The sequence below is a fragment of the Mycobacterium sp. genome (genome assembly GCF_032162105.1).
Taxonomy (GTDB): domain Bacteria; phylum Actinomycetota; class Actinomycetes; order Mycobacteriales; family Mycobacteriaceae; genus Mycobacterium.
Window position 1 is genome coordinate 1 of sequence record NZ_JAVRPS010000071.1, and the last position, 21,831, is coordinate 21,831.

Here is a 21,831-nt window from a genome sequence, read left to right on the forward strand (position 1 = left end):
GCGGTCACCACCAACGGCCCCTCGATCAGCGCCCCGGTCCAGCACCCGGCCTTCCCGCACCAGACCAACACCCCCCAGCCCGGCACCTCGGTGCATCACCACCACCAGAACCACAAGTAAGCCCCACCCAAACCCCCTGAGAGCCTCAGTCGTGACAGCATTCGACTTCGGCGGTACGCGGTGTCGGGCAGCAAGAATCGCCCTTCCAGGCGTTGATTCCCTCTTTCGCGGCAATGACCGCGATGATCAGGGCGGCGATCGGGTCGGCCCACGACCAGCCAAACAGGCTGTTCAGCAGCAGTCCGACGAGCAGGACTCCAGACAGATAGGTGCACAGCAGCGTCTGTTTCGAGTCGGCGACCGCCGAGAGTGAGCCAAGTTCGCGGCCGGCGCGGCGCTGCGCCCACGACAGCACCGGCATCACAACGAGACTGACGGCGGCCAGGGTGATCCCGATGATCGAGTGTTGGGCCTCGCCCATGCCGAGTAACGAGCGGACCGCGTCGACGGTGACATAGACGGCGAGGCCGAAGAACGAGAACGCGATGATGCGGAGTGCCGCCTTCTCACGGGCTTCGGGGTCCTTCCCGGCGAACTGCCATGCCACTGCCGCAGCGGATGACACTTCGATGACCGAGTCCAGGCCGAAACCGATCAGTGCGGTCGAAGACACCCGCGTTCCCTCGGCGAGCGCAATGACTGCCTCGACGACGTTGTAGCTGATAGTCGCGGCGACGAACCACTGAATCCTGCGGGACAGCAGGCGTCGACGCTCTGCTGTCGGTCTTGTTGGGAGACCGGGGATTCCGAGTTCGGCGGCCATCAGCAGGTGCATCCGGTCTTGGCGCAGCAGTTCGGGTCGACGGCAAGTACCAGGCCCAGAAGGTCATCAAGGGCATGGCCGATGCGTGGATCGGCGAGTTCGTAGCGGGCGCGGCGTCCTTCGGGCAGCGCAACGACGAGGCCACACCCGCGCAGACATGCGAGGTGATTCGAGACGATCTGGCGTGAGACACCGATGGCATCAGCCAATTCCGAGGGGTACTGAGCAGACTGCCGCAGGCTAAGCAGGATCTGGGTCCGCGTCGCGTCGGAGAGCGCGTAGCCGAACCTGGCCAAGGCGTCGGTGTGGACCCCTGTCTGCATGGCGGAGACAGTACATCAGATTCTGTATTAAGAAAATGTCCCCGTGCGATTACGCGGCGAACACTCCCGGATCACCGGTCAGGCCAAAGGCGTTGCGCATCGCGTCGACGTCCACCTTGGCCCCTTCGACCGTGACCCGCTTGAGCGCGGCCTTGCGCTCGGCTGCCGTCGCGGCGAAACGGGCGGCGACCAGGTCGGCCGCGCGGGCGGTGACGCTGACGTCGGGTACCGCGGCGGCGGCCGCGAGTCGCCCCTCCCGAACCGAGAGTTCGAACCGGCGTCCGTCGATGTCGATGCGGTAGGACGCCGCCAGGTCGCGGGACGACGCGGGGTCGAACCCGAGCAGGATGCCGGCCAGGAAGCCGTTCAACGGCGTCATCGCATCCGCGTTCGGCTCGAGCAGGTCGACGCCGAACAACGCGATGGCGCGCAGCACCGGCGGCACCTTCTGCCAGCCGACGTCGGACAGCGTGTAGACGGTCCGTGCGATTGGCGCAGGCAGTTCGGTGCGGTCGACCAACCCGGCGTCCTCCAGTTCGCGGAGCCGGTGGGCGAGCAGATTGGTGGCGATTCCTGGCAGCTGCGACTTCAAGTCGCCGTAGCGTCGCGGTCCGCCGACCAGCTCACGCAGGATCAGCAGTGTCCACCGTTCGCCCAGCACGTCGAGGCCCTTGGCGATCGGGCAGTTCTGGTTGTAGTTTCTCGCCGCCATGTAGACAACTGTAGCGCTTAGACAACTTTGTAGCCATAGTGCTTGAAAAGCTTGTCTAGCAGGTTTACCATCACGTCTATGACTTCGAACCTGCCCGTCTTCCGCGATCGCCGGATCGCCGCGCTTGCCGTCATCTGTCTGAGCGTCTTCGTCATCAGTGTCGACGCCACCATCGTCAACGTCGCCCTACCGACGCTGTCCCGTGAACTCGACGCCGATACCGCGCAACTGCAGTGGATCGTCGACGCCTACACCCTGGTCATCTCCGCGTTGCTGCTGTCCGCGGGCAGCCTGAGCGACCGCTACGGCAGACGCGGCTGGCTCAGCATGGGCCTACTGGTCTTCGCCGTCACGTCAGCCGTTGCCGCGCAGATGGATTCGGCCGAAGCGTTGATCACCGCGCGGGCGGCCATGGGCGTCGGCGCGGCGGTCATCTTCCCGACCACCCTTGCCCTGATCTCCAACATCTTCACCGAGCCCGCCCAGCGCGCCAAGGCCATCGGGGTGTGGGCGGCGATGACCGGTGTCGGTGTGGCCGCCGGCCCGATCTCGGGGGGCTGGCTGCTCGAGCACTTCTCCTGGGGATCGATCTTCTGGGTCAACGTTCCCCTCGCCGCTATCGCCATCGTCGGCGGCTGGCTGTTCGTGCCGACGTCACGCGACCCGGCCACCCCGCCGATCGACGCGCCCGGTCTGCTGCTGTCGGCCACCGGTGTCACCGCATTGATCTACACGATCATCGAAGCGCCCAACGTCGGCTGGGGCAGCGGTCGGACGCTCGCGGGCTTCGCTCTGGCGGCTGTCGTACTCGCCGGATTCGCCGCCTGGGAGCGCACCCGCTCCCATCCGATGCTCGACCTGTCCGTCTTCCGCAATCGGCGGTTCTCGGGCGGCAGCCTGGCGGTGACCGCCGGATTCCTGACGCTGTTCGGCTTCATCTTCGTCATCACCCAGTACTTCCAATTCGTCAAGGACTACAGCGCTTTCGAGACCGGGGTGCGGCTGCTTCCCGTCGCGATCTCCATCGCCGTCGCATCGATCCTCGGGCCGCGGATCGTCGAGCGGATCGGCACCACCGTGGTCGTGGCGGGCGGCCTGGCGATCTTCGCCGCCGGCCTGGCCTGGGCCGCCACCACCAGCGCTGACACCTCATACCTCGAGATCGCCGTGCAGATGGTGCTCCTCGGCGGCGGGCTTGGGCTCACCACCGCGCCGGCCACCGAGGCGATCATGGGGTCGCTGAGCGCCGACAAGGCGGGCGTCGGGTCCGCCGTCAACGACACCACGCGCGAGTTCGGCGGCACGCTCGGCGTCGCGATCGTCGGCAGCGTGTTCGCGTCGGTGTACTCCGGCCGGCTGGCCGATGCGCCCGCGTTGCAGGGCTTGCCCGCCGAAGCGCGGTCCGCCATGGGCGAGTCGATGGCCGCGGCTCAACGCGTCATCGCCGAACTGCCGGCGGTCCGGGTTCCGGACGTCCACGCCGCGGTAGAGTCCGCGTTCCTCGACGGGCTGTGGTTCGGCTCGATGGTCAGCGCCGCCATCGCCCTCACCGCTGCGGTCGTCGTCGCGGTCCTGCTGCCCGCGCGGGAACGCCGGGTGGAGGTCGATGCGGCGGAGGCGGGCGAGCCGACTACCCGGATTCGGCAGCCTTCTTGATCGCCGCGAGGGTGACCGGAATGCCGTGGAGCGCCGCCGCACTGCGGTCGGCGATCTGCGCGTCGGCCGTCTCGCCGAACCTCTCGCGGAACCCGGCGATACCGCGAGGCAGGAACGCCCACGACTCGGTCAGACGGGTGCCGCCGTCGGCGGCTTCCATTGTGAATCCCCAGCGCACCCAGCCTCGGTTGACTTCCCAGGCGAACTCCCGGCCGGGATCGGCCACCACCACTTCGTTGCGGCTCTCCCACGTCCGCTCGGGGGTTTCGTTGCGGCCGGTGAACCGGGCGCCGACGCGCGGGCCGTCGCCGTCGTCCCACCAACATGCCCGGCAGACCGGGCTCCACTCGCCGGTCCTCGTCACGTCCGACACCATCGCGTAGAGCTGGTCCGGCTCGACGGAGATGTGAACGGAATCGGAGAACTCGAGAGCGGTCATCCTGCCGAGTATGCCAGTGCGGGAATCGAGCCGGAGTCGACGAGGTCGTTCACCGCGCGGAAAACTCACGTACACAGCCTGTTTGCGTAACGGCAGGTTGCAGCGCTGCCCGTCGCCGGATTCACCGGAGAACGTCGGCTCAGCCCCGTGCCGAAGGAGCCTCTACTGAGCCGTCCTGGCGCTTTGAGCCGCTTCTCGGATTCCGAGGCCTGGATGTGTGGGTAGGGCGAATCGTCCGTCCTTTAACTGGACACCGTCGTAGGGGTCGTCGTCGAGCCATAGGTGTAAGTCAAGGTCGGCGTAGTCGGCTAGGCACGTGAGCGTGGCGGCGGCGGTGATGGCGAGGGAGGTCTCAACTTCACAGCCGATCATGACGGAAAGTCCTACGGCGCGTGCGGCGGCAATGAGTTGCATTGCTTCGGTGAGTCCGCCGCACTTGGTGAGTTTGATGTCAATGCCTGAGCAGATGTCGATGAGTGGGCGGAGCGAGGCCAGGTCCGTGATTGATTCGTCGGCGATGACGGGGATGGGTGACGCCGCGTGCACTTCAGCCAAACCGTGGAAGTCGTTGGCGGCCACGGGTTGTTCGAGCAGACTAACCCCGCATGGGACGAGCACGTCGTCGACGAGTTTCATGGTGTACTTGGCCGTCCAGCCGCCGTTGGCGTCCACCCGCAGGGGAACGTCGACGGCCGCGGCGATCTCGCGCACGATTGTCGCGTCCTCCGGGCAGCCCAGCTTGATCTTGAGAGCGCGGTATTTCGTGGCGGCGTCAACGGCGGCGCCGACCATGGCGTCGACGCGGTCGAGGCCGATGGTGAAGCACAGTTCGCAGGTGGCGTCGGCATCGAGCCCGAGTAGCCGGAACAGTGGCTGGCCCACTAGCTTGCCGACCAGGTCCGCCAGGGCCATGTCCACGGCCGAGCGGGCGGCTCGGACGTCGGGCAGGTGCTGATCGAGTCGCTTGAGAATGGCGTCGCTGGCGAAGGGATCGTCGCCCAGCAGCGTCGCTGCCTGCTGTAGGTAGTGCAGGATGGCGTCGATGGGTTCGCCGCGCCACGGCCCTGGCGCGGCTTCACCATAGCCGGTCTGTCCTCCTGCTCTGATCGCGACGAACACGTTGTCGACTGCGGTGGTTAGCGAACGCGATATCCGCAGCGGGCTGCGTAGTCTCAGCGTTTGGGTCCAGATGTCCATCTGCATGATCTGGTGCCCGCCCGTTCAGCCGGCGACGCCGAGAAGCAATCGGTCAATGATGATTGACGTCGCTGGCTCGATACCGGCATCGTCGTCCGCATGCCGCGAGTTGTTCCTGTCCAGAAGGGGTCGGCGCGCAATGAGTTCATTGGCCATTGTTACGGAAATCCCTGCTCCAGTGAGGATTTGCGCCAATTGGGATGCGGGCAGCGAGTTCCACCACGTCTGCGCGAGCACCCAGCGTCCCTCGCTGTCGGGGGTGGCGATGACGCGTACCCGCGACAGGCCGCCGTCGGGCTGCGCTTGGAGGCGGACATGGGTTACCGGCGGAAGATGGGAGGCGGGGTTGAGGTCGGTTAGCCAGAAGGTGTGGCGGGTATCGGGTTGCAGGGTGGTCTGCGACAACAGCTCTTTCCACGACCACGAGATCGGATCTGACGCGGTGCCGTCGGTGAGATCGTGGTCTGCACCGTCGAGTGACACGGCGGCGGAGGCGTTGTAGCGGAAGTAGGCGGTGTCGACCACGAGTCCGTGGACGTGGGCACGAGCGGCGAGCTTGATGATCACCCAGTCAGGTTCTCGTCCGCGGCTGCGCCGAGTCTCCCATCCCTCGCCCATCGAGCGAGCCATGTCTGGTCGGTTGAGTGCTCTTGCGGGACTGTAGAACCCATCGCTGTTGTCGATGACCTGTCCACCGCACTGTTGTGAGGCCAGGTCTTGGGCACCGATGTCGAAATCGCGGGGATCGGGCACGGGGTCGCCGTAGATCCGCAGACGCCCCACTCCGCCGTCGGGCCAGATCGTGACGCGGACGTGGGTGAACCGCGTGTCACCGTCGACACCGAAGAGGTTCGACTTGTCGGCGGTCAGCGGCGAATCGGGGACGATTTCGTGCCAGTCGGCGTGGGTGAGATCCTGCGGCCCGGGATAGCCTTCGACGCCGCAGGCTTCGATCCTGCAGCCCACCGGGTGATTGCCAGTGAACGATGTGGTGTCGACATCGATGGAGCGGATGATGCCGGGTGCGCCCAGCCGAACCAACGCCCAATCGACCCCGGGGTCGCGCCGTCGCCTGGTCTCCCAGCCGTCGACGATTTCTCCGCGGGCACTGAACGAGCCGGGAACGAAGTGCACCGGTTCCGGGTTGAGCAGGTTCTCCTTCTCTCCGAACGCCTCGTCGCTGGCCGCCATGACGGTGCCCCCGAGCAGTCGCGCGGCGAGGTCACACCTGGGCATTTCGGTTGTCCTAGTCAAAGCAAACCCTTCGGTTATGACGAAGCGCCAGTTTTGCGTAATGGCTGGCGGTGGATGGGATTTGGACGCAGTTAAGGCTGCAGCGAGCGGCGCAGATCTGAGGCGAGTTGCTCAGCGACGCGGCGAAGGTGTGGCGCCAGGGCGGGTATGCGTTCAGCCGTCAGACGATCGGACGGCCCTGTAACGGTCAACGCCAGTGGTACCGGTCCCGCGGCCACGGGCACGGCCACGCAAGAGATTCCTGGTTCCACTTCATCCGTTTCTGAGGCATATCCGCGTCGACGCACGTGCGCCAGCTCGGTAACCAGTTGGGGGGGAAGGGGATTGGCTCGCGGCAGATGACGTTGGATGAAAACCGTGAGTTCGCTGAAGGTCAGTTGGCTCAGCAGTGCCCGTCCCGCGGCCGTTGCCTGGGCCGGCAGTCGGCGTTCGACCTCGCGGGCCGATCTCGTTGAACCCGGCATGACCGCTTGTGCGATGTAGACCGCGTCGGCTCCCTCCAGGACCGCCAGGTCGGCGTTCTCGCCGGTCAGCGCCGCGACCTGTTGCAGGGCAGCAGTGGCCTGAACGCCCAATTTGCGGTTCGTGGCTTCACCGAGCTGGATCAGCGCATGACCCAACCCGTAACGGCGCTCCGACGTGCGCACAACGTGTCCACTGAGCACCAACGTGTGCAGTAACCCGTGCACGGTGGACTCCGCCAGCTGCAGGCGCTTGGACAGCTCGCGCAGGCTGGCCTCACCTCCGGCGTCGGCGATGGCCTGCAGCACCTCCAGGCCCCTGCGCAGGGAACGCACACCCGAGGACGCGTCAGCACGTTCGGCGCCTCTAGCGAGTCCACGCTTATCGGGCACATCGGCAATCATGCGGCCTGGCGCGCCGGCAGGCTCGGTGACCAAACTGACTGCAGCCTGGTAGTGAGCCAAACCATGGCGACCGGCCACTGATGCAGCGCGCGTCATCAGCGGCGCGTCAGCGTGTCGGTGTCGACGGGCAGTCCACGCAGGTGCCGCAGGAAGAACCGCTGCGACCTTGGCTGTGAGCTGTTCAGGACCTCGCGGGCAGTGCCGTACTCGACGACCCTTCCACGCTCCAACATCATCATGGTGTCGCCGACCTTCGCCGCAAATGGGATGTCATGTGTCACGACGATCAACGTGGTCCCGGCGGCGCCCAGCTCGAGGATCACGTTCTCCACCTCGTCGACCAGCTCGGGGTCAAGTGCGCTGGTGACCTCGTCGAGCAGCAGAACGTCGGGCTCCAGCGCCGCCGCGCGAGCGATCGCGACGCGTTGCTGCTGACCGCCGGACAGTTCGTGCGGTCGGCGCCGCTCCAGCCCGGCCAGTCCAACCCGTTCCAGCCAGACAGCCGCCAGCTCGTCCGCCGCGGGTTTGGCCATGCCGCGCACCCGCCGCAACGGCAGTGTCACGTTGGACAACGTGTTGAGGTGTCCGAACAGGGCGAACTTCTGCGACACCAAGCCGACGCGGCTTCGCAACTGCTTGACCGGCAGCGAGTCCGTAGGCACGCCGTTGAGGAGCACCGTCCCGGCCGACGTGTTTTCCAGCCTGTTCAGACACCGCAGGAAGGTGCTTTTCCCCGAGCCCGAGGGGCCCACCACGCTGAGGGTGTGGCCCCGTTGCAGTTGGCATGTGATGTCGGAGAGCAGCGCTGTGCCGCCGATGGATACGCTCAAGCCCTGGATGTCGAGCACCGGCTGCGTTGCGGTCTCTTCCAACAGTGCGATCTCAGGCACCGGCCGTCACCTCTTCTCGTGATGCCAGTTGCAGGGCGCTGCCGCGACCGGTGCGCGCCAGCTTCTTCTCAAGACGACGGGCCAACGTCGTCAGCAGAACGTTGACCACCAGGTACATCGCCCCGGCGGTCAGATACAGGGGCAATGCGGCGAACGTGGAGCTGATCGCCTGCTGGGTACGCAGGGTCAGCTCGGTGATCGTGATGAAGCCCAACAACGAGGTGTTCTTGATCAGCGCCACCATTTCGTTGGTCAGGGCCGGGATCATGCCCGTGAAGGCTTGCGGCCAGATGATCCTGATGGTGACGTCCCACCGATCCAGACCCGCCGACAAGCCGGCTTCTTCCTGCTCGCGTCCGACACCGGTCATTGCGCCCCGGACGATCTCGGTAACGTAGCTGGCGCCGTAGAGGCCCAGTCCGGCCAGCCCGGCGGCCAGCGGGGAGAGCTGCACGCCGATGTAGGGCAGGCCGAAGTACCAGATGTAGAGCTGCACGAGGAACGGCGTGTTGCGGAACAACCCGACGAAAGCCCGGATCGCCCAGCGCAGCGGCCGGAAGGGCGCGGCGTAGTCCAACGTCCCGAGAACGCTGCCGAGGATGAATGCCAGTACGAGAGCCCCGGCGGCGCAGCCCAGCGTGATGACAAAACCGGTCGCCAGGTAGGGCAGGTTGTCGATGATGGCGTCCACTCATGCGCCGTTCTGCGCGGTGGTGTCACCGAACCACTGCTGGCGCATCTTGGCCAATGTGCCGTCGGCATCCAAGGCGTCCAGCGCCGAATTGACCTCTGGCAGCAAGGGGCTGTTCAGCGGTACCACGGCGGCGATGGGCTGTGCGGTGTTCAGCGGTGTCGGCAGAAGCTTCAGTCCGCCGACCTTCTTGACGTAGTAGCCGGCTACCGGAGCGTCGGTGACGACGGCGTCGGCCCGGCCCTGGGCCACCAGCTGAAATGCCGACGGTGTGTCTTGGACGGTGACGAACTGCGCCGCGGGCAGCTTCTCGTGAACGAAGGACTCAGGAACGGTGCCCACCTGAACGGCGATCTTGGCGTGTGCCAGATCCGCCAGGTCTTTGACGGACTGGTTCGACCCATTGACGGTCAAGACGAACGAGTCGCGGACATAGGCCTTCGAGAAGGCCACTTCCTTGCGCCGCTCGGGGGTGTCCAGAATGCCGGAGATTGCGATGTCGGCACGTCCAGACGTGACCGACGCGAGCAAGCTGGTGAACGGCATTTGATCGAAGGCTGCCTTCTTGCCCAGCTTGTCAGCCAGCGCGTTCGCCAGATCAACGTCGAACCCCACCAGTTGCCCGTTCTCGATCTGCTCGAAGGGGACGAACCCCGGGTTGATTGCCACCCGCAACGTTCCGCCTGCCGGCGCGCCGGCAGGCGGGTTGCTGCATCCGGCCAGCAGCGCCAAGACACAGGCCACCAATGCCAAGCGCACTAAACTCCAGACGCGCACGTGTTTGCTCCCTCACAACGGTCCGCTCAATCCACGGAACACAGATCAAAGTCGGTGCTTGAACACTGACAGAACGCACGAGAAGGGGTCAACGAACTTCGGCGGGACCGAAGTTAAGTTCCCGTTTCCCGTCTGTAAAGACCACGCTTGAGTCTCAAACCGTAAGCGCGCCAATACTGTTCGCCCGAGATCCACGCTCGCCACCGTCCGCACCAACCCGATCACCGGCCGAATGTTACGAATGCTGACAAGGAGTTTCCGGCAGGTTTCGTAAATCACCACTGGTGCAAGCACATTCGCGTCAATATCCGTCATATGCCCGATGGTGTCGCGAGCCTGGAGTCGGTAACGTCGGAAGAATCCCAACAGCCCAGTTGACCTGGTCGTGCACACAGATGCGAAGGAAGCCGGTAGATGATCCCGATTCCGCAAGACGACGCCACGCGACAGCAGATGCTCGACGAGATCCAAGCGAGCGTCGAGGACTTTCGCGGAGTGCCCGGGTTCTCCGTTCTGCGTACCGAAAGGCCGGGTAGCGCGATCGGCGCGCACGCCGGCATCCAGGACGACGTGAGACTCGAGCGCGTGCTGACCCGGATGCGGATGCAGCCGACGGCCGCCTTCGGCGGCAAGCTGATCATCGTCTGCACCAAACTCGAGCAGGAGTGGCGCATCGCCAGGTTGTCCGGGATCCGTGGCGTCCCACCGAAGTTCATCGATACCCGCGTGTTCGCCGACGAACAGTCCGCGCAGGCCGAAATCTTCGCGATGCGGCTCGAGCAGTACCCCGCCGAGGACGGGATGCCCGAGCACTGCACACCGGCGTGGAAGGCGCGAGGGGAGAACTGGGCGTGACGGACATGTACCCCGCGCTGCTGCGACTGACCGGGTACGGCAGCAAGTGGTCGGTCGAACAAGGGGACAGCATCGACTTCTTCGTCAACTGCGAGGGCCCCGCCTCCTACCGTGCCGAACTGGTCAAACTGATCCACGGCGATACCCACCCGAGCGGGCCGGGCGTCAAGGAAGAGGTCATCGACTCGCCGCTCAACGGTACCTACCCGGGTCAGCCGCAGACCATCCATGCCGGTTCCTACGCCGTGGTGCTCGACCGCCGCCCGATGCGGGTGGACAGCTTGACCATGCAGTGCTGGATCTGGCCGACGATGCCCACCAAGGTAGACGGCTACTGGTCGCCCGGTGAGCAGATGATCATGGGCAAGTGGGCCGACGGCCGCGGTTACGGGCTGTTCCTCGACCTGGATGGTCGGGTGTGTCTGCGAATCAACGGCCAGACACTCACGGCCGCCGAACCGGTTCGCGACCGGGCCTGGCACTTCATCGCGGCGACGTTCGACGCGGAAACCGGTTGCGCTGTCCTGTATCACGAGCCGCAGATCCGCTACGCGCTTGATCCCAAACCCGAACCCGTCGAGGCGGTGTTCACCGAACGCGCCGCACACACTGCGGTGCCGTTCACCTTCGCTGCCCATCCGAGTCGCACTGAGCCCGACGGTACGTCGTTGCAGCCGCACGGCTGGGTGATGACTGACCACTACAACGGCAAGATCGACGCCGCACGGCTGTGTTCGCGGGCCCTGACCCGCCTGGAGATCGAGACCATGAAGCTCGGATCCGCGGCGGGGATGGATGAGCGGCGCGGTGTCGGGCCGTCCGCGGAGCTCGGCGCCGTCATGGTGGCCGCCTGGGACTTCAACCTGGAGATACCGACCCGCACGATCGTCGACAGCGGGCCGTACCGGCTCGACGGCGAACTCGTCGGCCTACCTGCCCGCGGGATGACCGGCCACAACTGGAGCGGCACCCAGGTGTCGTGGAGCGCCGATCACCGCGAATACGGCGCCATCCACTTCCACGACGATGATGTCGACGACGCGCGTTGGACAGTCGATTTCACCGTTACGGTGCCCGCCGATCTGCCCAGCGCCGTCTATGCCGTGAAGCTCACCACCAATGAGGGCGACGAGGACTACATCCCCTTCATGGTCCGTACCCCGCTTGGTGCGCCGCAGTCCAAAATCGCCGTCATCATGTCGACCACCGACTACATGGCGTACGCGAACGAGCATCAGGCCAGCAACTTCGGCAGCCTGGAGGCCTTGGTCTATCGCACTCCTATCATGGCGCCGCAGAACATTTTCCTGAGCGTGCACCGGGAATACGGCTACTCGCTGTACGACACCCACAGTGACGGTTCCGGAGTGCACATGTCATCGAGGCTGCGGCCGGTGCTCAACTTCCGGCCCAAGTGCGACTCGGTCATCACGCAGGCACCGTGGCAGTTCAACGCGGACCTGCACCTGATCGATTGGCTGATCCAGCTGGGCTATGACTTCGACGTCATCACCGACGAGGACATCAGCTACGACGGCCTGGAGCGGATCGAGGGCTACAACGTGTTGCTCACCGGGTCGCACCCCGAGCACAAGGACGGCCGGTACCTCGACGCCATCCACGCCTACAAGGATCGCGGCGGCCGGTTCATGTACATGGGTGGAGACGGCTTCTACTGGCGGCACACATTCCACTCCGGGTACGGACGGGGCGAGATCACCGAGATGCGCCGCTGCGAGTCGGGTATCCGGCCCTGGCAGGCTCAGCCCGGCGAGTACTACCACCAGAGCGACGGCAAGCTCGGCGGCATGTGGCGGTTCCTCGGCCGCGATATGGCTGCGGTGAGTGGAACGTCGATGGTGGCGCAGGGCTTTGACGTCTCGACATACTTCAAGCGCACACCGGAGAGCGACGATCCCCGGGTCGCGTGGGCCTTCGACGGCATCGAGTACGGCGAACGGCTCGGTGACTTCGGTCTGGTCGGGGGCGGCGCGGCTGGCGCCGAGCTCGACAACGTCGACACCACGCTGGGCTCGCCGCCGCACACCCTGCTGGTTGCTACGTCAGCCGGACTGCACACCGACGCCTATCTGACGGTGACAGAGTTGATCTTGACCAATGCCCCCGGACACACCGGTACCCAGCACCCGAGGATCCGCGCCGACATGGCATTCCACGAGACGCCCAACGGCGGTGGGGTGTGGTCGTTCAGTTCGATCTCGTACTGCGGCAGCCTCTCGCACAACAACTACGACAACAACATCTCGACGTTGACCGCGAACGTGCTCAACCGCTTCGCCCAGGACGGACCACTACCCGCACCGGACGCCTCAGGGATCCGCACGCGGGGCAGGTTCGAGTCGACCCCAGCGCTGAACTACCACCTGCCCGAGGAAGTCGTTAGCTAATGACCCCCACTGTGGCACAAAGCAATCTGCTGCTGCGGCCGGCATCGACGGGGCAACACCCAGCAGCGGAGACCGCGGACTGGACCGGCACCTGGGTATGTGTGGGGCTGGCCGAGCAACTCAGCGAGGTCGGGGCCGTGCTGCCTGCGACGGTCGGGTATCACGGTGCCCATGTGCGGCGCACCGAGGACGGTTTGATGGCCGCGATCAACGCCAGGCCGTTCGGCGGATGCGTGTCGATCCCGGTGCACTGCGGAAGCACCCGCAATGTCAGGTGCCCACACCTGGCCTGTGCGTTCAGCGAAGACGGCGACGTGCTCGACAGCAGGACCGATCCGAGCGGCGCGTCCAGGGCTCAGTTCCTCGGCGACGGACGCAGGACTGTCAGACTGCCGCTCGCACAGTGGGGTTCGCTGTTGTTCGTGAACGTCACGATGACCGAGCCGCCACCGCTTCCGATCGCCGTTACGCCCTCACCGGACGACTCGGAGGTCGTCGCGACCGGTCTGCGACTGGTACCCGGGAATTGGCTCGACACTCCGCTGCGGGCAGCGTCGGCCATCGCCGGCACGCTCGATGGCGACCGTACCTGCGTCACCGCCGTGGCGCCCAACCTCGCCCTGGTGCACTACGGGACAGCCACTTTCGTCGTACTCAGCCGCCCGGCTGGTCACACGCGGAGCACCTTGGTGTGGGCGCTGCTGCACCGGACCGGCACGATTCCGCTCCTCGATCCAGGACTGCTCACCGGACTGGCTGCCGCCGGATTCGACGCTGCAAGTCAGTGTGGGCCATCTCACCCGTACCTTAACGGCGAGGAAACAGGACCCGAACCTCGTTGACGTTCGCGCATAGTCGACTGGTTGTACGCAGATCAGTGGATATGAGTTGGGACGGAGAACGAGATGGCTGCCTCGGGGCACGAAACTCGGGACTTCACCTCGATTGCCGCCGACATGGTGTCTACCGACACCGAGGTACGGATTCGTGGTGCCGTCGACTTTCTTCGCATCGAGGCTCGCTGCGACACCTTTCTCCTTGCCTACAAGACGCCTGGAGCGATCGGGTTCAGCCTGGTCAACTCGGTCGGGTACTCCGATGCGGTCGCCGGGCATCTGACGTCGGACATCCAGGCGATGCCGGAGTTCTCCAGGCAGTTTGCCGACCAGAGTCGGGTCTGGGACTGGGACGACGTACCTGAGTTCTCCGATTCCTACAGTGGCGCCAAGGTGCTGCGTCCGGAAGGTTTTACCAACGGTTTCCTGATGGTGTTGCACGATGGCGCCGGAGACGTGGTCGGGTTGTGTCAAGCCAACATGGAGCATCCTGAGTTCTCGCCGCGAAGTCGCTGTCTGGTCGAGTCGGTTCGTCCGCTGTTCACGAAGTACGTCACCCGGATGCGCGTGCAAGCACGTGCCCGGCTGACCCCCCGAGAGCAGGAGATTCTTGCGCTGCTTCGCGGTGGCCTGTCGAACACCGAGATCAGTGATCGGCTGTTCCTGTCGCCACGCACGGTCAGCACCCATGTCGAACGCGTGCTGCGAAAGCTCGGCGTGGCCAACCGGGTAGCGGCAGCGGTGCACGCCACCGAATTGGAACTCTTCGATCAGAAGCGCGTCGTCGTGTCGGCGCCGCGGCCGCCGCTGAATCGAGTGGCCGGGCTTTGACCGTCGGCGCCGGTACGCCGGAGGGCCGAATATGGCCATCCGGTCTGTCCGCGTGTTCGCGCTGCGCCGATCGGCAGGACTGTATTCGGTTGCCAATCAGAACCATTCGTGACAAATACGTCGGATGACGTATTCCGTCGGGGCAATGGATTTCATACCGTGTACCTAGACATCGCCTGATACCACTGCGCGCCGTGGCGCAGAGCAGACCTGGATGAGCTTCCTCATCAGACCAGAGGATCCACCGATGACGCACGGACCCCGAAGGACGCAGCGGCGCCTGTCATTGCGGTTACTCGCGGTCTGCTTCATCGCGCTTCTCAGCGTCTCCGCACTCGCCGGCTGTTCGCGGGGACCAGTGCGTACCGGAAATGTCTTCGTGATCGCGATCGAGTCCGAGGCCGACGTTCTCGACCCGCAGGTGGCTGGGGGTTGGGTGACGTGGCGAATCAACCGGCAGATGTTCGAACCGCTGGTCGACGAGGATCTGACGAAACCTTCGCAGGAAGTCACGGTTCCGCCGCTGCGACCCGGGCTGGCCGCATCGTGGGATATCTCAGCGGACGGCCTCGAGTACACCTTTCACATTCGACAGGGTGTGCGGTTCCACGATGGCACACCTCTCAATGCGCAAGCGGTCGAATACAACATCCGCCGGATGTGGGACAAGAATTCTCCGCAGTACTCGGTCAAGGCGGCCGGCCAGACGACATTCGTCTGGAAGTTCCTCGACACGGTCGAAACCGTCGACGACCACACCCTGAAAATCCGGTTGAAACAACCCTTCTCCGAGTTTCTGCGGATGCTGGCACAAGGCGGTAGCGGTTCGACCGCGATCATCAGCCCAACCGCACTCAAGACCTACGGCGAGGACATCGCCGACCATCCGGTGGGCACCGGGCCGTTCAAGTTCAAAGAACGTATCCGCGGTGAGCGAATCGACCTGGTCCGCAACGATGATTACTGGGGCACGGTTCCATCGATCGACGGCGTGGTTTTCCGGCCCCTGCCCGACCCGTCGGCACGCACGGCCGCGCTGAGGTCCGGGGACGTCGACATGATCGCGGTGCCGAACCCGGACAGTATCGACAACCTGGTGAACGAGGGATATCAACTCTCCGAGGGCATCCCGCCGCATATTTGGTACCTGTCCTTCAACATGAAGGACAAGTACACCTCGAAACGCGAAGTACGTGAGGCAATCAACCTCGCGATCGACCGCGAGGGGATGGCGCAAGATCTGTTGCGCGGCTCGGTGAATCCGGCGCTGGGAGTCCAGGCACTGTCGGCGGGTGGCTACGTCGAACGCAAAGACGCCTACCAGCGCAACCTCGACAAGGCCCGGCAGCTGTTGGCGTCAGCGGGCCTGGCGAACGGATTCGAGACGACGTTGATCACCTCGACCGACGGTTCCGGCCAGATCATGCCGACGCAGATGGCGGAGTTCATCCAGCAGAACCTCGCGGAGATCGGCATCAACCTCAAAATCCAGACCCAGGAATGGATCTCATACCTGGGCGTCTGGGCGCGCGGCATGCAGGACGGCGTCGGCATGGCTCAGATGTCCTGGGGAATGACCAGCCCCTACTGGCTCTACATCGCCACCTCATCCGAGCTTCAGGCGCCCAACGGCCCGAACGTCGGGTACTACGCCAACCCCGCCCTGGACAAAGCGATGGACAACGCGATCACCGCGCTGGACCCCAAGGAAGCCGACAAGTTCTGGCGCCAAGCGAACAACATAGTCACCGATGACAGCGCCCTGGTCCCGATCGTCAACGACAAAGCCCCCTACATCCTGGCCCCCTACGTCTCCGGGTTCGTCTCGGCGAGCGAGGAGTGGTACGACCTGACCCACGTGAGGCTCAATCAATGACCCGTGTCATCGGAAGTAGGCTATTTTCAACCATTCTCGTGCTCTTCGGCGTCAGCCTCATCGTCTTCCTGTTGCTGCAGATGGTGCCCGGCGATCCCGCCGTCACCATCCTGGGATCCGGCGCGACCGCCGAGACCGTGGCCGCGCTGCGAACCGAGCTCGGCCTGGACCGGTCGCTGCCGGTGCAATTCTTCGACTATCTCGGTGGATTGCTCCAGGGGGATCTGGGCCGTTCCCTGACCATCAACACTCCGGTCACCGACATCATGCTGCCCCGCTTCGCGAACACGCTGATCCTCACGGCGGCGGCGCTCGTGCTGTGCATCCTCGTCGCCGTTCCGCTCGGGGTCATCGCGGCCCACAAGCAGTACAGCATCTTCGACCGAGCCTCGATGATGATCTCGCTGGCCGGCGCGAGCGTTCCCGTCTACTGGTTCGGCCTGCTGCTGATCGGCATCTTCGCCATCGGTCTGGGTTGGTTGCCCACGTCCGGCATGTACAACCCCCGCTTCCCCGGCGGCGTGGGCGATCTCTCGGCGCACCTCATCCTGCCGGCCATCGCCGCGGCGCTGGTGCCACTCGCGGTGATCGCTCGGATGACCCGAAGCGTGATGATCGACATCCTCCAGCAGGACTACATCCGCACGCTGCGTGCCTCCGGGCTCGCCACGACTTCCGTTCTCTGGCGGCATGCCCTGCGCAATGCGCTGCCGCCGATCGTCAACATCATCGGCCTGCAGGTCGGCTACTTACTGGGCGGCGTGGTATTCGTCGAAGTCGTGTTCGGCTGGCCGGGCCTCGGTCAGCAGCTCTACACCTCGATCACCCAGCGCGACATCCCGGTGGTCCAGGCCGGTGTGCTGTTCATCGCGTTGGCCTTCGTGATCATCAACCTCTTTGCCGACGTGGCGGTCGGCCTGCTCGATCCCCGCACCAGAAGGAAGGTTGGATCATGAGTTTCCGAAGACGATGGCGAGTGGGAGTCGAGGCATGAGTGTAGTCACCGAGGCGGTCGACGCGGGCCGCTCACTTCTCAGAGCCAACCGGTCCCGGGCCGACGGACCCGGTACTGCTGAGACAGATGCGCCGAAACCGCGGTGGCGCTTGGCTGTTCGAGCCTTCAGCCGGGACAAGATGGCGGTGGTGTCGCTCATCATCCTGGTGCTAGTGGCTCTGGCGGCGATTTTCGCCCCGCTACTGACGCCCTACAGCCCGGTTGCCGGCGACCCGGTCGAACGCCTGGCCGGTGTCGGCACCGACGGTCATTTCCTCGGTCTGGACGGCCAGGGGCGCGATATCTGGACCCGTCTGCTCTACGGCGGCCGCAACTCTCTGATGGTGGCGGTGGTCCCGGTTTTCGTGGTGTTTCCGCTGGCCCTGCTGATCGGTCTGTTCGCCGGGTTCCAGCGCAGCAGGGCTGGTGAAACCCTCATGCGGGTCCTTGACGTACTGTTCGCGTTTCCGCTAGTGCTGCTGGCGATCGCCCTGTCTGCCGTGTTGGGTGCAGGCCTGGGCAACGTGATGCTCGCGATCGGGATCACCCTGATCCCGTACATGGCTCGGGTTGCGTACACCGCCACCGTGCAGGAATCGTCGAAGGATTACCTGGAGGCGGCCCGCGCTTACGGCGCCAATCCGCTGCTGCTGATGTTCCGCGAGCTCATGCCGAATGTCGTCGTTCAGCTGCTGGTGTATGCAACGACGTTGTGCGGCCTGATGATCGTGGTCGCGGCCGGTCTCAGTTTTCTCGGTGTCGGCGTCATCCCGCCCACTCCGGACTGGGGCATCATGACCGCCGACGGCAAGAACGTGTTGCTCGAGGGCATCTACCACGTCGCCACCATTCCCGGTGTTCTGATCCTCGTCGTCTCGCTCGCTTTCAACCTGATCGGCGACGGGGTCCGTGACGCACTCGACCCGCGAAAGCAGACCAGCTGATGACGGTCCACAACGCACTGGACGTCAGGAATCTATCCGTCGACTTCCACACCGACGCCGGGGTCGTCCACGCGGTGAAGAACGCGAACATCTCCGTCCGCGAAGGCGGAATCCTCGGATTGGTAGGCGAATCCGGCTCCGGAAAGTCCGTGACCTCCCTGGCCGTGCTGCGTCTGCTCGGCACCAGCCGGGCCAGGATCACCAGCGGCGAGATCCTGTTTCGCGGTGAAAACCTCCTGACCAAGTCCGACAAGGAAATGCGCGCTATTCGCGGGCCGCATATCGGGTTGGTTTCGCAGAACGCACTGTCGGCGCTCGATCCGTCGTTCACGGTCGGTGCACAGCTGATCGAGGTGATCCGGGTGCATCAGGGAGTGGACAAGGCGACGGCACGAACCGAGGCCCTCGAGGCGCTCGAGCTGGTGGCGCTTCCTGACCCGAAACGTCGTATGAAGGCCTATCCCCATGAACTTTCCGGGGGGCAGCGTCAGCGGGTGGTCATCGCGATTGCGCTGTCCTGCCGGCCTGAGTTGCTCCTGGCGGACGAGCCGACGACCGCGCTCGATGCGACCGTTCAGAAGCAGATTCTCGATCTGCTGATCACCATCAACTCCGAACTCGGTACCTCGATCCTGTTGGTAACGCATGATTTCGGCGTGGTCGCGCACGTGTGCACCGACGTCACCGTCATGCGCCGGGGCGATGTCCTCGAGTCGGGGACGGTGGAACAGGTGTTGAACCGGCCTCAGCACCCCTACACACAGGGGCTCATGCGGGCAGTGCCGCGGCTGCACCTCAACGACGCCACCCGATCCGTTCCGCGCGCGGACCGGCGCTTGTTCGAGTTCCGCGGTGACACGACGAAGGAGAACGCCGATGTCGCATGACAATCCGCTGATCGCGGTCTCCGAATTGAAGAAGGTGTTCGCCGTGCGCGACGAGAACGGCAAGCGCGGCGAGTTCGTCGCAGTCGACTCGATCAGCTTCACCATCGAGCGCGGCGAGACGTTCGGCCTGATCGGCGAATCCGGTTCCGGCAAGACGACGACGGGCCGCATGGTGCTAGGGCTGGAGAAGCCGACATCGGGATCGGTCACCTTCGACGGCAACGAACTCGTGGGCCTCTCCGATCTCGACATGCGTCGATACCGTCACCACATGCAAATGGTGTTCCAGGATTCGGGTTCGGCGTTCAACCCTCGACGCAGCGTGGGCGCCCAGATCGCCTACCCGCTCAAGCACTTTCAGGCAGAGTCTGCTGCCGACGCCCGTAAGAAGACGCTTGACCTACTCGACCGGGTGGGCATGCTGCCGTCGCACTACGACCGCTACATTCACGAGTTCTCCGGTGGGCAGCGGCAGCGCCTCGGCATCGCCAGGGCTCTGGTCAGTGACCCCGACTTCGTCGTGCTCGACGAGCCGACGGCCGCGCTCGACGTGTCGGTTCAAGCGCAGATCCTGAACCTGCTGAAGGACCTTCAGCGTGAACGCAAGCTGACCATGCTGTTGATTACGCACAACCTCGCACTCGTCGAGCACATGTGCGAGCACGCCGGGGTGCTCGATGACGGAAAGCTGGTCGAGGTGGGACCGGTGGATCGGTTGCTGTCGAACCCGGGCACCGCCATCACCCGCAAGCTCGTCGACGCCGTGCTGGAACCGGAACTGGCCGGCGCAGCCAGGTGAGGGGAACCGATGACTGAAGTACGGACCAACCCCACCATCCCGGAGCTGCGCGCAGGGATCGATTGCGGCGACCTCAACCCAGTCGATCTCGTGCGTAGCGCGCTGGCGCGGATCTCCCATACCGAGGACAAGATCGAGGCGTTCGCCGCGGTGTTCGCCGACGAGGCGCTGGCCGTCGCGCAGCAGCAGCAGGATCAGTGCACGACGCAGGGTCCGCTGTGCGGGATTCCGGTCGTGGTCAAGGATATCTACGACGTTGCCGGCTACCGGACCGGTAACGGATCCCTGGGCGCCCCGGAGCATCTGGCCGTTCAGGATTCGGAGGCGGTGCGGCGGCTGAGGGTGGCCGGTGCCATCATCCTCGGCAAGACCGCCACGCACGAATACGCCTACGGGGTCAATACCCCGCCGACGCGCAATCCCTGGTCGCTCGACCGGATTCCTGGCGGCTCCAGCGGCGGGACGGGCGCGGCCATCGCAGCGGGCGTGACGACAGCCGGTCTCGGTACCGATACCGGTGGCTCGATCCGGATTCCCGCTGCGCTGTGCGGTGTCACCGGACACAAGCCGACGTTCGGCTTGGTCAGCCGCCGCGGCGTCAGCGCTCTCAGTTCCACGCTGGACCACACCGGGCCACTGGGGCGCACCGTCGACGACACAGTGGCGCTGCTAGAGGCCATCGCTGGACACGACCCGAGCGACCCGTACAGCTCGGCCGGTCCGGTACCTGACTTCCGCACCGAATTCGACCGCGGCTTGGCGGGTCTGACGGTCGGCGTCGCGGAGAACTACTTCTGCGATCGGCTCGCACCCGATGTGGCCGCCGCATTCGAAGAAGCCGTGCGCGTTCTGGAAAGCGCAGGGGCCACGATCAAGCAGGTCGAGTTCGCCGATGTCGAACTATGCCCCCAGGTGGTCGACGTCGTATGCGGGGTCGAATCCGCCGCCTGGCATGCGATGCAAACCGGGATGACCCCGGAGAGATTCGGTGTCGATGTCCAGGAGGCACTGCGTGTCGGTGCGGCGTACACCGGTGTCGACTATCTCGCAGCCCGACGGGCCCGCGACGCTGTCATCGCCGGAATGGAGGCGATGTTCGGCTCGGGCGCAGACTTGCTGGTATCGCCGACCATCGCGATCACCGCTCCGCCATACGGGGCGACGGGGGCCGAACTCGGCGGCATAACGGTCCCAATCCTCGCTGCCATCAACGCATTGACCGTACCGGCCAACGTGACGGGGATGCCGGCGCTGACAGTGCCTGCGGGTTTCGGCGCCGATGGGCTGCCGATCGGCTTGCAGTTGATGGGCGCCCTAGGCGCCGACGCAACTGTGCTCGGCGCCGGACGGACCTTCGAAACACTCGTCGGCTGGGTAGACAGAACCCCCGCCCTGTGAGAACCAACTCTAGGAGATCTCTTGTCCGACAATGATTCCGTGACTTCGGAAGCGCTGGTGTCCGCCGCGTTCGACTATGCCGGGCTGACCATCTCGTCGGATCGTCTGGCGGCGAACTACGAGGTCTACGCCTCGACGCTTGCACTGATTCGGAAGGCCTCGACGCCGGGTCTGGGTGAAACCGCCCCGGCCGTCGGTTTCAAAGCTAGCTGGGACTGACTGGAAACTGACGAGAAGGGCACACCGTTATGGAACTGTACGAACTTTCCTTGCTCGAGGTCGCCGAGAAGATCCGTACCAGAGAGGTTTCGCCGGTCGAGGTCACCCAGTCGTCGCTGGCGCGTCTGGAGGAGGTCGAACCCATGCTGACCGCGT

The 21,831-nt window shown here is 64.9% G+C and carries 22 protein-coding genes; 12 read left to right on the top strand and 10 right to left on the bottom strand.

All coding sequences use genetic code 11. The features are described from left to right. Window positions 1-145 precede the first annotated feature (145 nt). Genes QOC69_RS03520 through QOC69_RS03530 form a run of 3 tightly spaced genes read right to left on the bottom strand, consistent with a single transcriptional unit; the run spans window position 146 to window position 1,858 of the window. The gene (locus QOC69_RS03520; protein ID WP_526436448.1) at window positions 146-823 is read right to left on the bottom strand and encodes a cation efflux transmembrane domain-containing protein; all 678 of its coding nucleotides are present in this window, start codon (window positions 821-823) and stop codon (window positions 146-148) included. Next, window positions 823-1,146, bottom strand: a complete 324-nt coding sequence (locus QOC69_RS03525) for an ArsR/SmtB family transcription factor (protein WP_526436408.1) — start codon at window positions 1,144-1,146, stop codon at window positions 823-825. The genes QOC69_RS03520 and QOC69_RS03525 overlap by 1 nt, the downstream gene beginning before the upstream one ends. 49 nt (window positions 1,147-1,195) lie before the next feature. After that, entirely contained in the window at window positions 1,196-1,858 is a 663-nt protein-coding gene (locus QOC69_RS03530; RefSeq protein ID WP_526436410.1) for a winged helix-turn-helix transcriptional regulator, read from the bottom strand. A 78-nt stretch (window positions 1,859-1,936) separates the two neighbouring features. On the opposite strand from QOC69_RS03530, the gene QOC69_RS03535 reads away from it, so the two are divergent. Continuing rightward, window positions 1,937-3,514, top strand: a complete 1,578-nt coding sequence (locus tag QOC69_RS03535; RefSeq protein WP_526436412.1) for an MFS transporter — start codon at window positions 1,937-1,939, stop codon at window positions 3,512-3,514. Here QOC69_RS03535 and QOC69_RS03540 read toward each other — a convergent pair. From QOC69_RS03540 to QOC69_RS03570, 7 genes are all read right to left on the bottom strand, one after another. Then, a complete protein-coding gene (locus tag QOC69_RS03540; protein WP_526436414.1) occupies window positions 3,489-3,953 on the bottom strand; it encodes an SRPBCC family protein in 465 nt (154 codons plus the stop codon). The two genes, QOC69_RS03535 and QOC69_RS03540, sit on opposite strands and share 26 nt — an antisense overlap. Window positions 3,954-4,115: 162 nt before the next feature. Continuing rightward, a complete protein-coding gene (locus tag QOC69_RS03545) occupies window positions 4,116-5,150 on the bottom strand; it encodes a dipeptide epimerase (RefSeq protein WP_526436416.1) in 1,035 nt (344 codons plus the stop codon). 24 nt (window positions 5,151-5,174) lie between these two features. Beyond that, the gene (gene alc, locus QOC69_RS03550) at window positions 5,175-6,386 is read right to left on the bottom strand and encodes an allantoicase (protein WP_526436418.1); all 1,212 of its coding nucleotides are present in this window, start codon (window positions 6,384-6,386) and stop codon (window positions 5,175-5,177) included. 89 nt (window positions 6,387-6,475) lie between these two features. Continuing rightward, on the bottom strand, window positions 6,476-7,258 hold the full coding sequence (locus tag QOC69_RS03555) for an IclR family transcriptional regulator (RefSeq protein WP_526436420.1): 783 nt from the start codon (window positions 7,256-7,258) through the stop codon (window positions 6,476-6,478). A gap of 107 nt (window positions 7,259-7,365) precedes the next feature. After that, complete coding sequence (locus tag QOC69_RS03560; RefSeq protein ID WP_526436422.1) at window positions 7,366-8,160, bottom strand: amino acid ABC transporter ATP-binding protein; 795 nt, start codon at window positions 8,158-8,160, stop codon at window positions 7,366-7,368. Next, the gene (locus tag QOC69_RS03565) at window positions 8,153-8,851 is read right to left on the bottom strand and encodes an amino acid ABC transporter permease (RefSeq protein WP_526436424.1); all 699 of its coding nucleotides are present in this window, start codon (window positions 8,849-8,851) and stop codon (window positions 8,153-8,155) included. Before QOC69_RS03565 ends, QOC69_RS03560 begins: the two co-directional genes overlap by 8 nt. After that, window positions 8,852-9,595: an ABC transporter substrate-binding protein gene (locus tag QOC69_RS03570; RefSeq protein WP_526436426.1), complete on the bottom strand. Its 744-nt coding sequence runs from the start codon at window positions 9,593-9,595 to the stop codon at window positions 8,852-8,854. 447 nt (window positions 9,596-10,042) lie between these two features. Here QOC69_RS03570 and QOC69_RS03575 point away from each other — a divergent pair, with 447 nt between their 5' ends. The 11 genes from QOC69_RS03575 (at window position 10,043) to QOC69_RS03625 (ending at window position 21,675) form a co-directional block, all read left to right on the top strand. Beyond that, window positions 10,043-10,483, top strand: a complete 441-nt coding sequence (locus QOC69_RS03575) for a N,N-dimethylformamidase alpha subunit family protein (RefSeq protein ID WP_526436428.1) — start codon at window positions 10,043-10,045, stop codon at window positions 10,481-10,483. 5 nt (window positions 10,484-10,488) lie between these two features. After that, on the top strand, window positions 10,489-12,891 hold the full coding sequence (locus QOC69_RS03580) for a N,N-dimethylformamidase beta subunit family domain-containing protein (RefSeq protein WP_526436450.1): 2,403 nt from the start codon (window positions 10,489-10,491) through the stop codon (window positions 12,889-12,891). Beyond that, complete coding sequence (locus QOC69_RS03585; protein ID WP_526436430.1) at window positions 12,891-13,733, top strand: hypothetical protein; 843 nt, start codon at window positions 12,891-12,893, stop codon at window positions 13,731-13,733. The genes QOC69_RS03580 and QOC69_RS03585 overlap by 1 nt, the downstream gene beginning before the upstream one ends. Window positions 13,734-13,796: 63 nt before the next feature. Then, a complete protein-coding gene (locus tag QOC69_RS03590) occupies window positions 13,797-14,558 on the top strand; it encodes a helix-turn-helix domain-containing protein (protein WP_526436432.1) in 762 nt (253 codons plus the stop codon). Between the two features lie 247 nt (window positions 14,559-14,805). Then, complete coding sequence (locus tag QOC69_RS03595; RefSeq protein WP_526436434.1) at window positions 14,806-16,434, top strand: ABC transporter substrate-binding protein; 1,629 nt, start codon at window positions 14,806-14,808, stop codon at window positions 16,432-16,434. Further along, window positions 16,431-17,390 (top strand): ABC transporter permease, encoded by a 960-nt coding sequence (locus QOC69_RS03600; protein ID WP_526436436.1) that lies wholly within the window; start codon window positions 16,431-16,433, stop codon window positions 17,388-17,390. Before QOC69_RS03595 ends, QOC69_RS03600 begins: the two co-directional genes overlap by 4 nt. Before the next feature lie 34 nt (window positions 17,391-17,424). Then, entirely contained in the window at window positions 17,425-18,372 is a 948-nt protein-coding gene (locus tag QOC69_RS03605; RefSeq protein WP_526436438.1) for an ABC transporter permease, read from the top strand. Further along, on the top strand, window positions 18,372-19,259 hold the full coding sequence (locus QOC69_RS03610) for an ABC transporter ATP-binding protein (RefSeq protein ID WP_526436440.1): 888 nt from the start codon (window positions 18,372-18,374) through the stop codon (window positions 19,257-19,259). Before QOC69_RS03605 ends, QOC69_RS03610 begins: the two co-directional genes overlap by 1 nt. Beyond that, window positions 19,249-20,058 carry an ABC transporter ATP-binding protein gene (locus tag QOC69_RS03615; protein WP_526436442.1) on the top strand — a complete coding sequence of 270 codons (810 nt, stop codon included), beginning with the start codon at window positions 19,249-19,251 and terminating at the stop codon, window positions 20,056-20,058. Before QOC69_RS03610 ends, QOC69_RS03615 begins: the two co-directional genes overlap by 11 nt. Before the next feature lie 9 nt (window positions 20,059-20,067). Next, entirely contained in the window at window positions 20,068-21,456 is a 1,389-nt protein-coding gene (locus QOC69_RS03620) for an amidase (protein WP_526436444.1), read from the top strand. 39 nt (window positions 21,457-21,495) lie between these two features. Further along, window positions 21,496-21,675, top strand: a complete 180-nt coding sequence (locus QOC69_RS03625; RefSeq protein WP_526436446.1) for a hypothetical protein — start codon at window positions 21,496-21,498, stop codon at window positions 21,673-21,675. The last annotated feature ends 156 nt before the right edge of the window (window positions 21,676-21,831 follow it).

Excerpts from the sequence above, each read along its gene's own strand:
- QOC69_RS03605 (WP_526436438.1), top strand. The coding sequence starts at position 17,425 with ATGAGTGTAGTCACCGAGGCGGTCGACGCGGGCCGCTCACTTCTCAGA.
- alc (WP_526436418.1), bottom strand. The coding sequence starts at position 6,386 with ATGCCCAGGTGTGACCTCGCCGCGCGACTGCTCGGGGGCACCGTCATG.
- QOC69_RS03535 (WP_526436412.1), top strand. The coding sequence starts at position 1,937 with ATGACTTCGAACCTGCCCGTCTTCCGCGATCGCCGGATCGCCGCGCTT.
- QOC69_RS03575 (WP_526436428.1), top strand. The coding sequence starts at position 10,043 with ATGATCCCGATTCCGCAAGACGACGCCACGCGACAGCAGATGCTCGAC.
- QOC69_RS03580 (WP_526436450.1), top strand. The coding sequence starts at position 10,489 with ATGTACCCCGCGCTGCTGCGACTGACCGGGTACGGCAGCAAGTGGTCG.
- QOC69_RS03615 (WP_526436442.1), top strand. The coding sequence starts at position 19,249 with ATGTCGCATGACAATCCGCTGATCGCGGTCTCCGAATTGAAGAAGGTG.
- QOC69_RS03520 (WP_526436448.1), bottom strand. The coding sequence starts at position 823 with ATGGCCGCCGAACTCGGAATCCCCGGTCTCCCAACAAGACCGACAGCA.
- QOC69_RS03620 (WP_526436444.1), top strand. The coding sequence starts at position 20,068 with ATGACTGAAGTACGGACCAACCCCACCATCCCGGAGCTGCGCGCAGGG.
- QOC69_RS03540 (WP_526436414.1), bottom strand. The coding sequence starts at position 3,953 with ATGACCGCTCTCGAGTTCTCCGATTCCGTTCACATCTCCGTCGAGCCG.
- QOC69_RS03595 (WP_526436434.1), top strand. The coding sequence starts at position 14,806 with ATGACGCACGGACCCCGAAGGACGCAGCGGCGCCTGTCATTGCGGTTA.
- QOC69_RS03530 (WP_526436410.1), bottom strand. The coding sequence starts at position 1,858 with ATGGCGGCGAGAAACTACAACCAGAACTGCCCGATCGCCAAGGGCCTC.
- QOC69_RS03600 (WP_526436436.1), top strand. The coding sequence starts at position 16,431 with ATGACCCGTGTCATCGGAAGTAGGCTATTTTCAACCATTCTCGTGCTC.
- QOC69_RS03585 (WP_526436430.1), top strand. The coding sequence starts at position 12,891 with ATGACCCCCACTGTGGCACAAAGCAATCTGCTGCTGCGGCCGGCATCG.
- QOC69_RS03545 (WP_526436416.1), bottom strand. The coding sequence starts at position 5,150 with ATGGACATCTGGACCCAAACGCTGAGACTACGCAGCCCGCTGCGGATA.
- QOC69_RS03590 (WP_526436432.1), top strand. The coding sequence starts at position 13,797 with ATGGCTGCCTCGGGGCACGAAACTCGGGACTTCACCTCGATTGCCGCC.
- QOC69_RS03610 (WP_526436440.1), top strand. The coding sequence starts at position 18,372 with ATGACGGTCCACAACGCACTGGACGTCAGGAATCTATCCGTCGACTTC.
- QOC69_RS03525 (WP_526436408.1), bottom strand. The coding sequence starts at position 1,146 with ATGCAGACAGGGGTCCACACCGACGCCTTGGCCAGGTTCGGCTACGCG.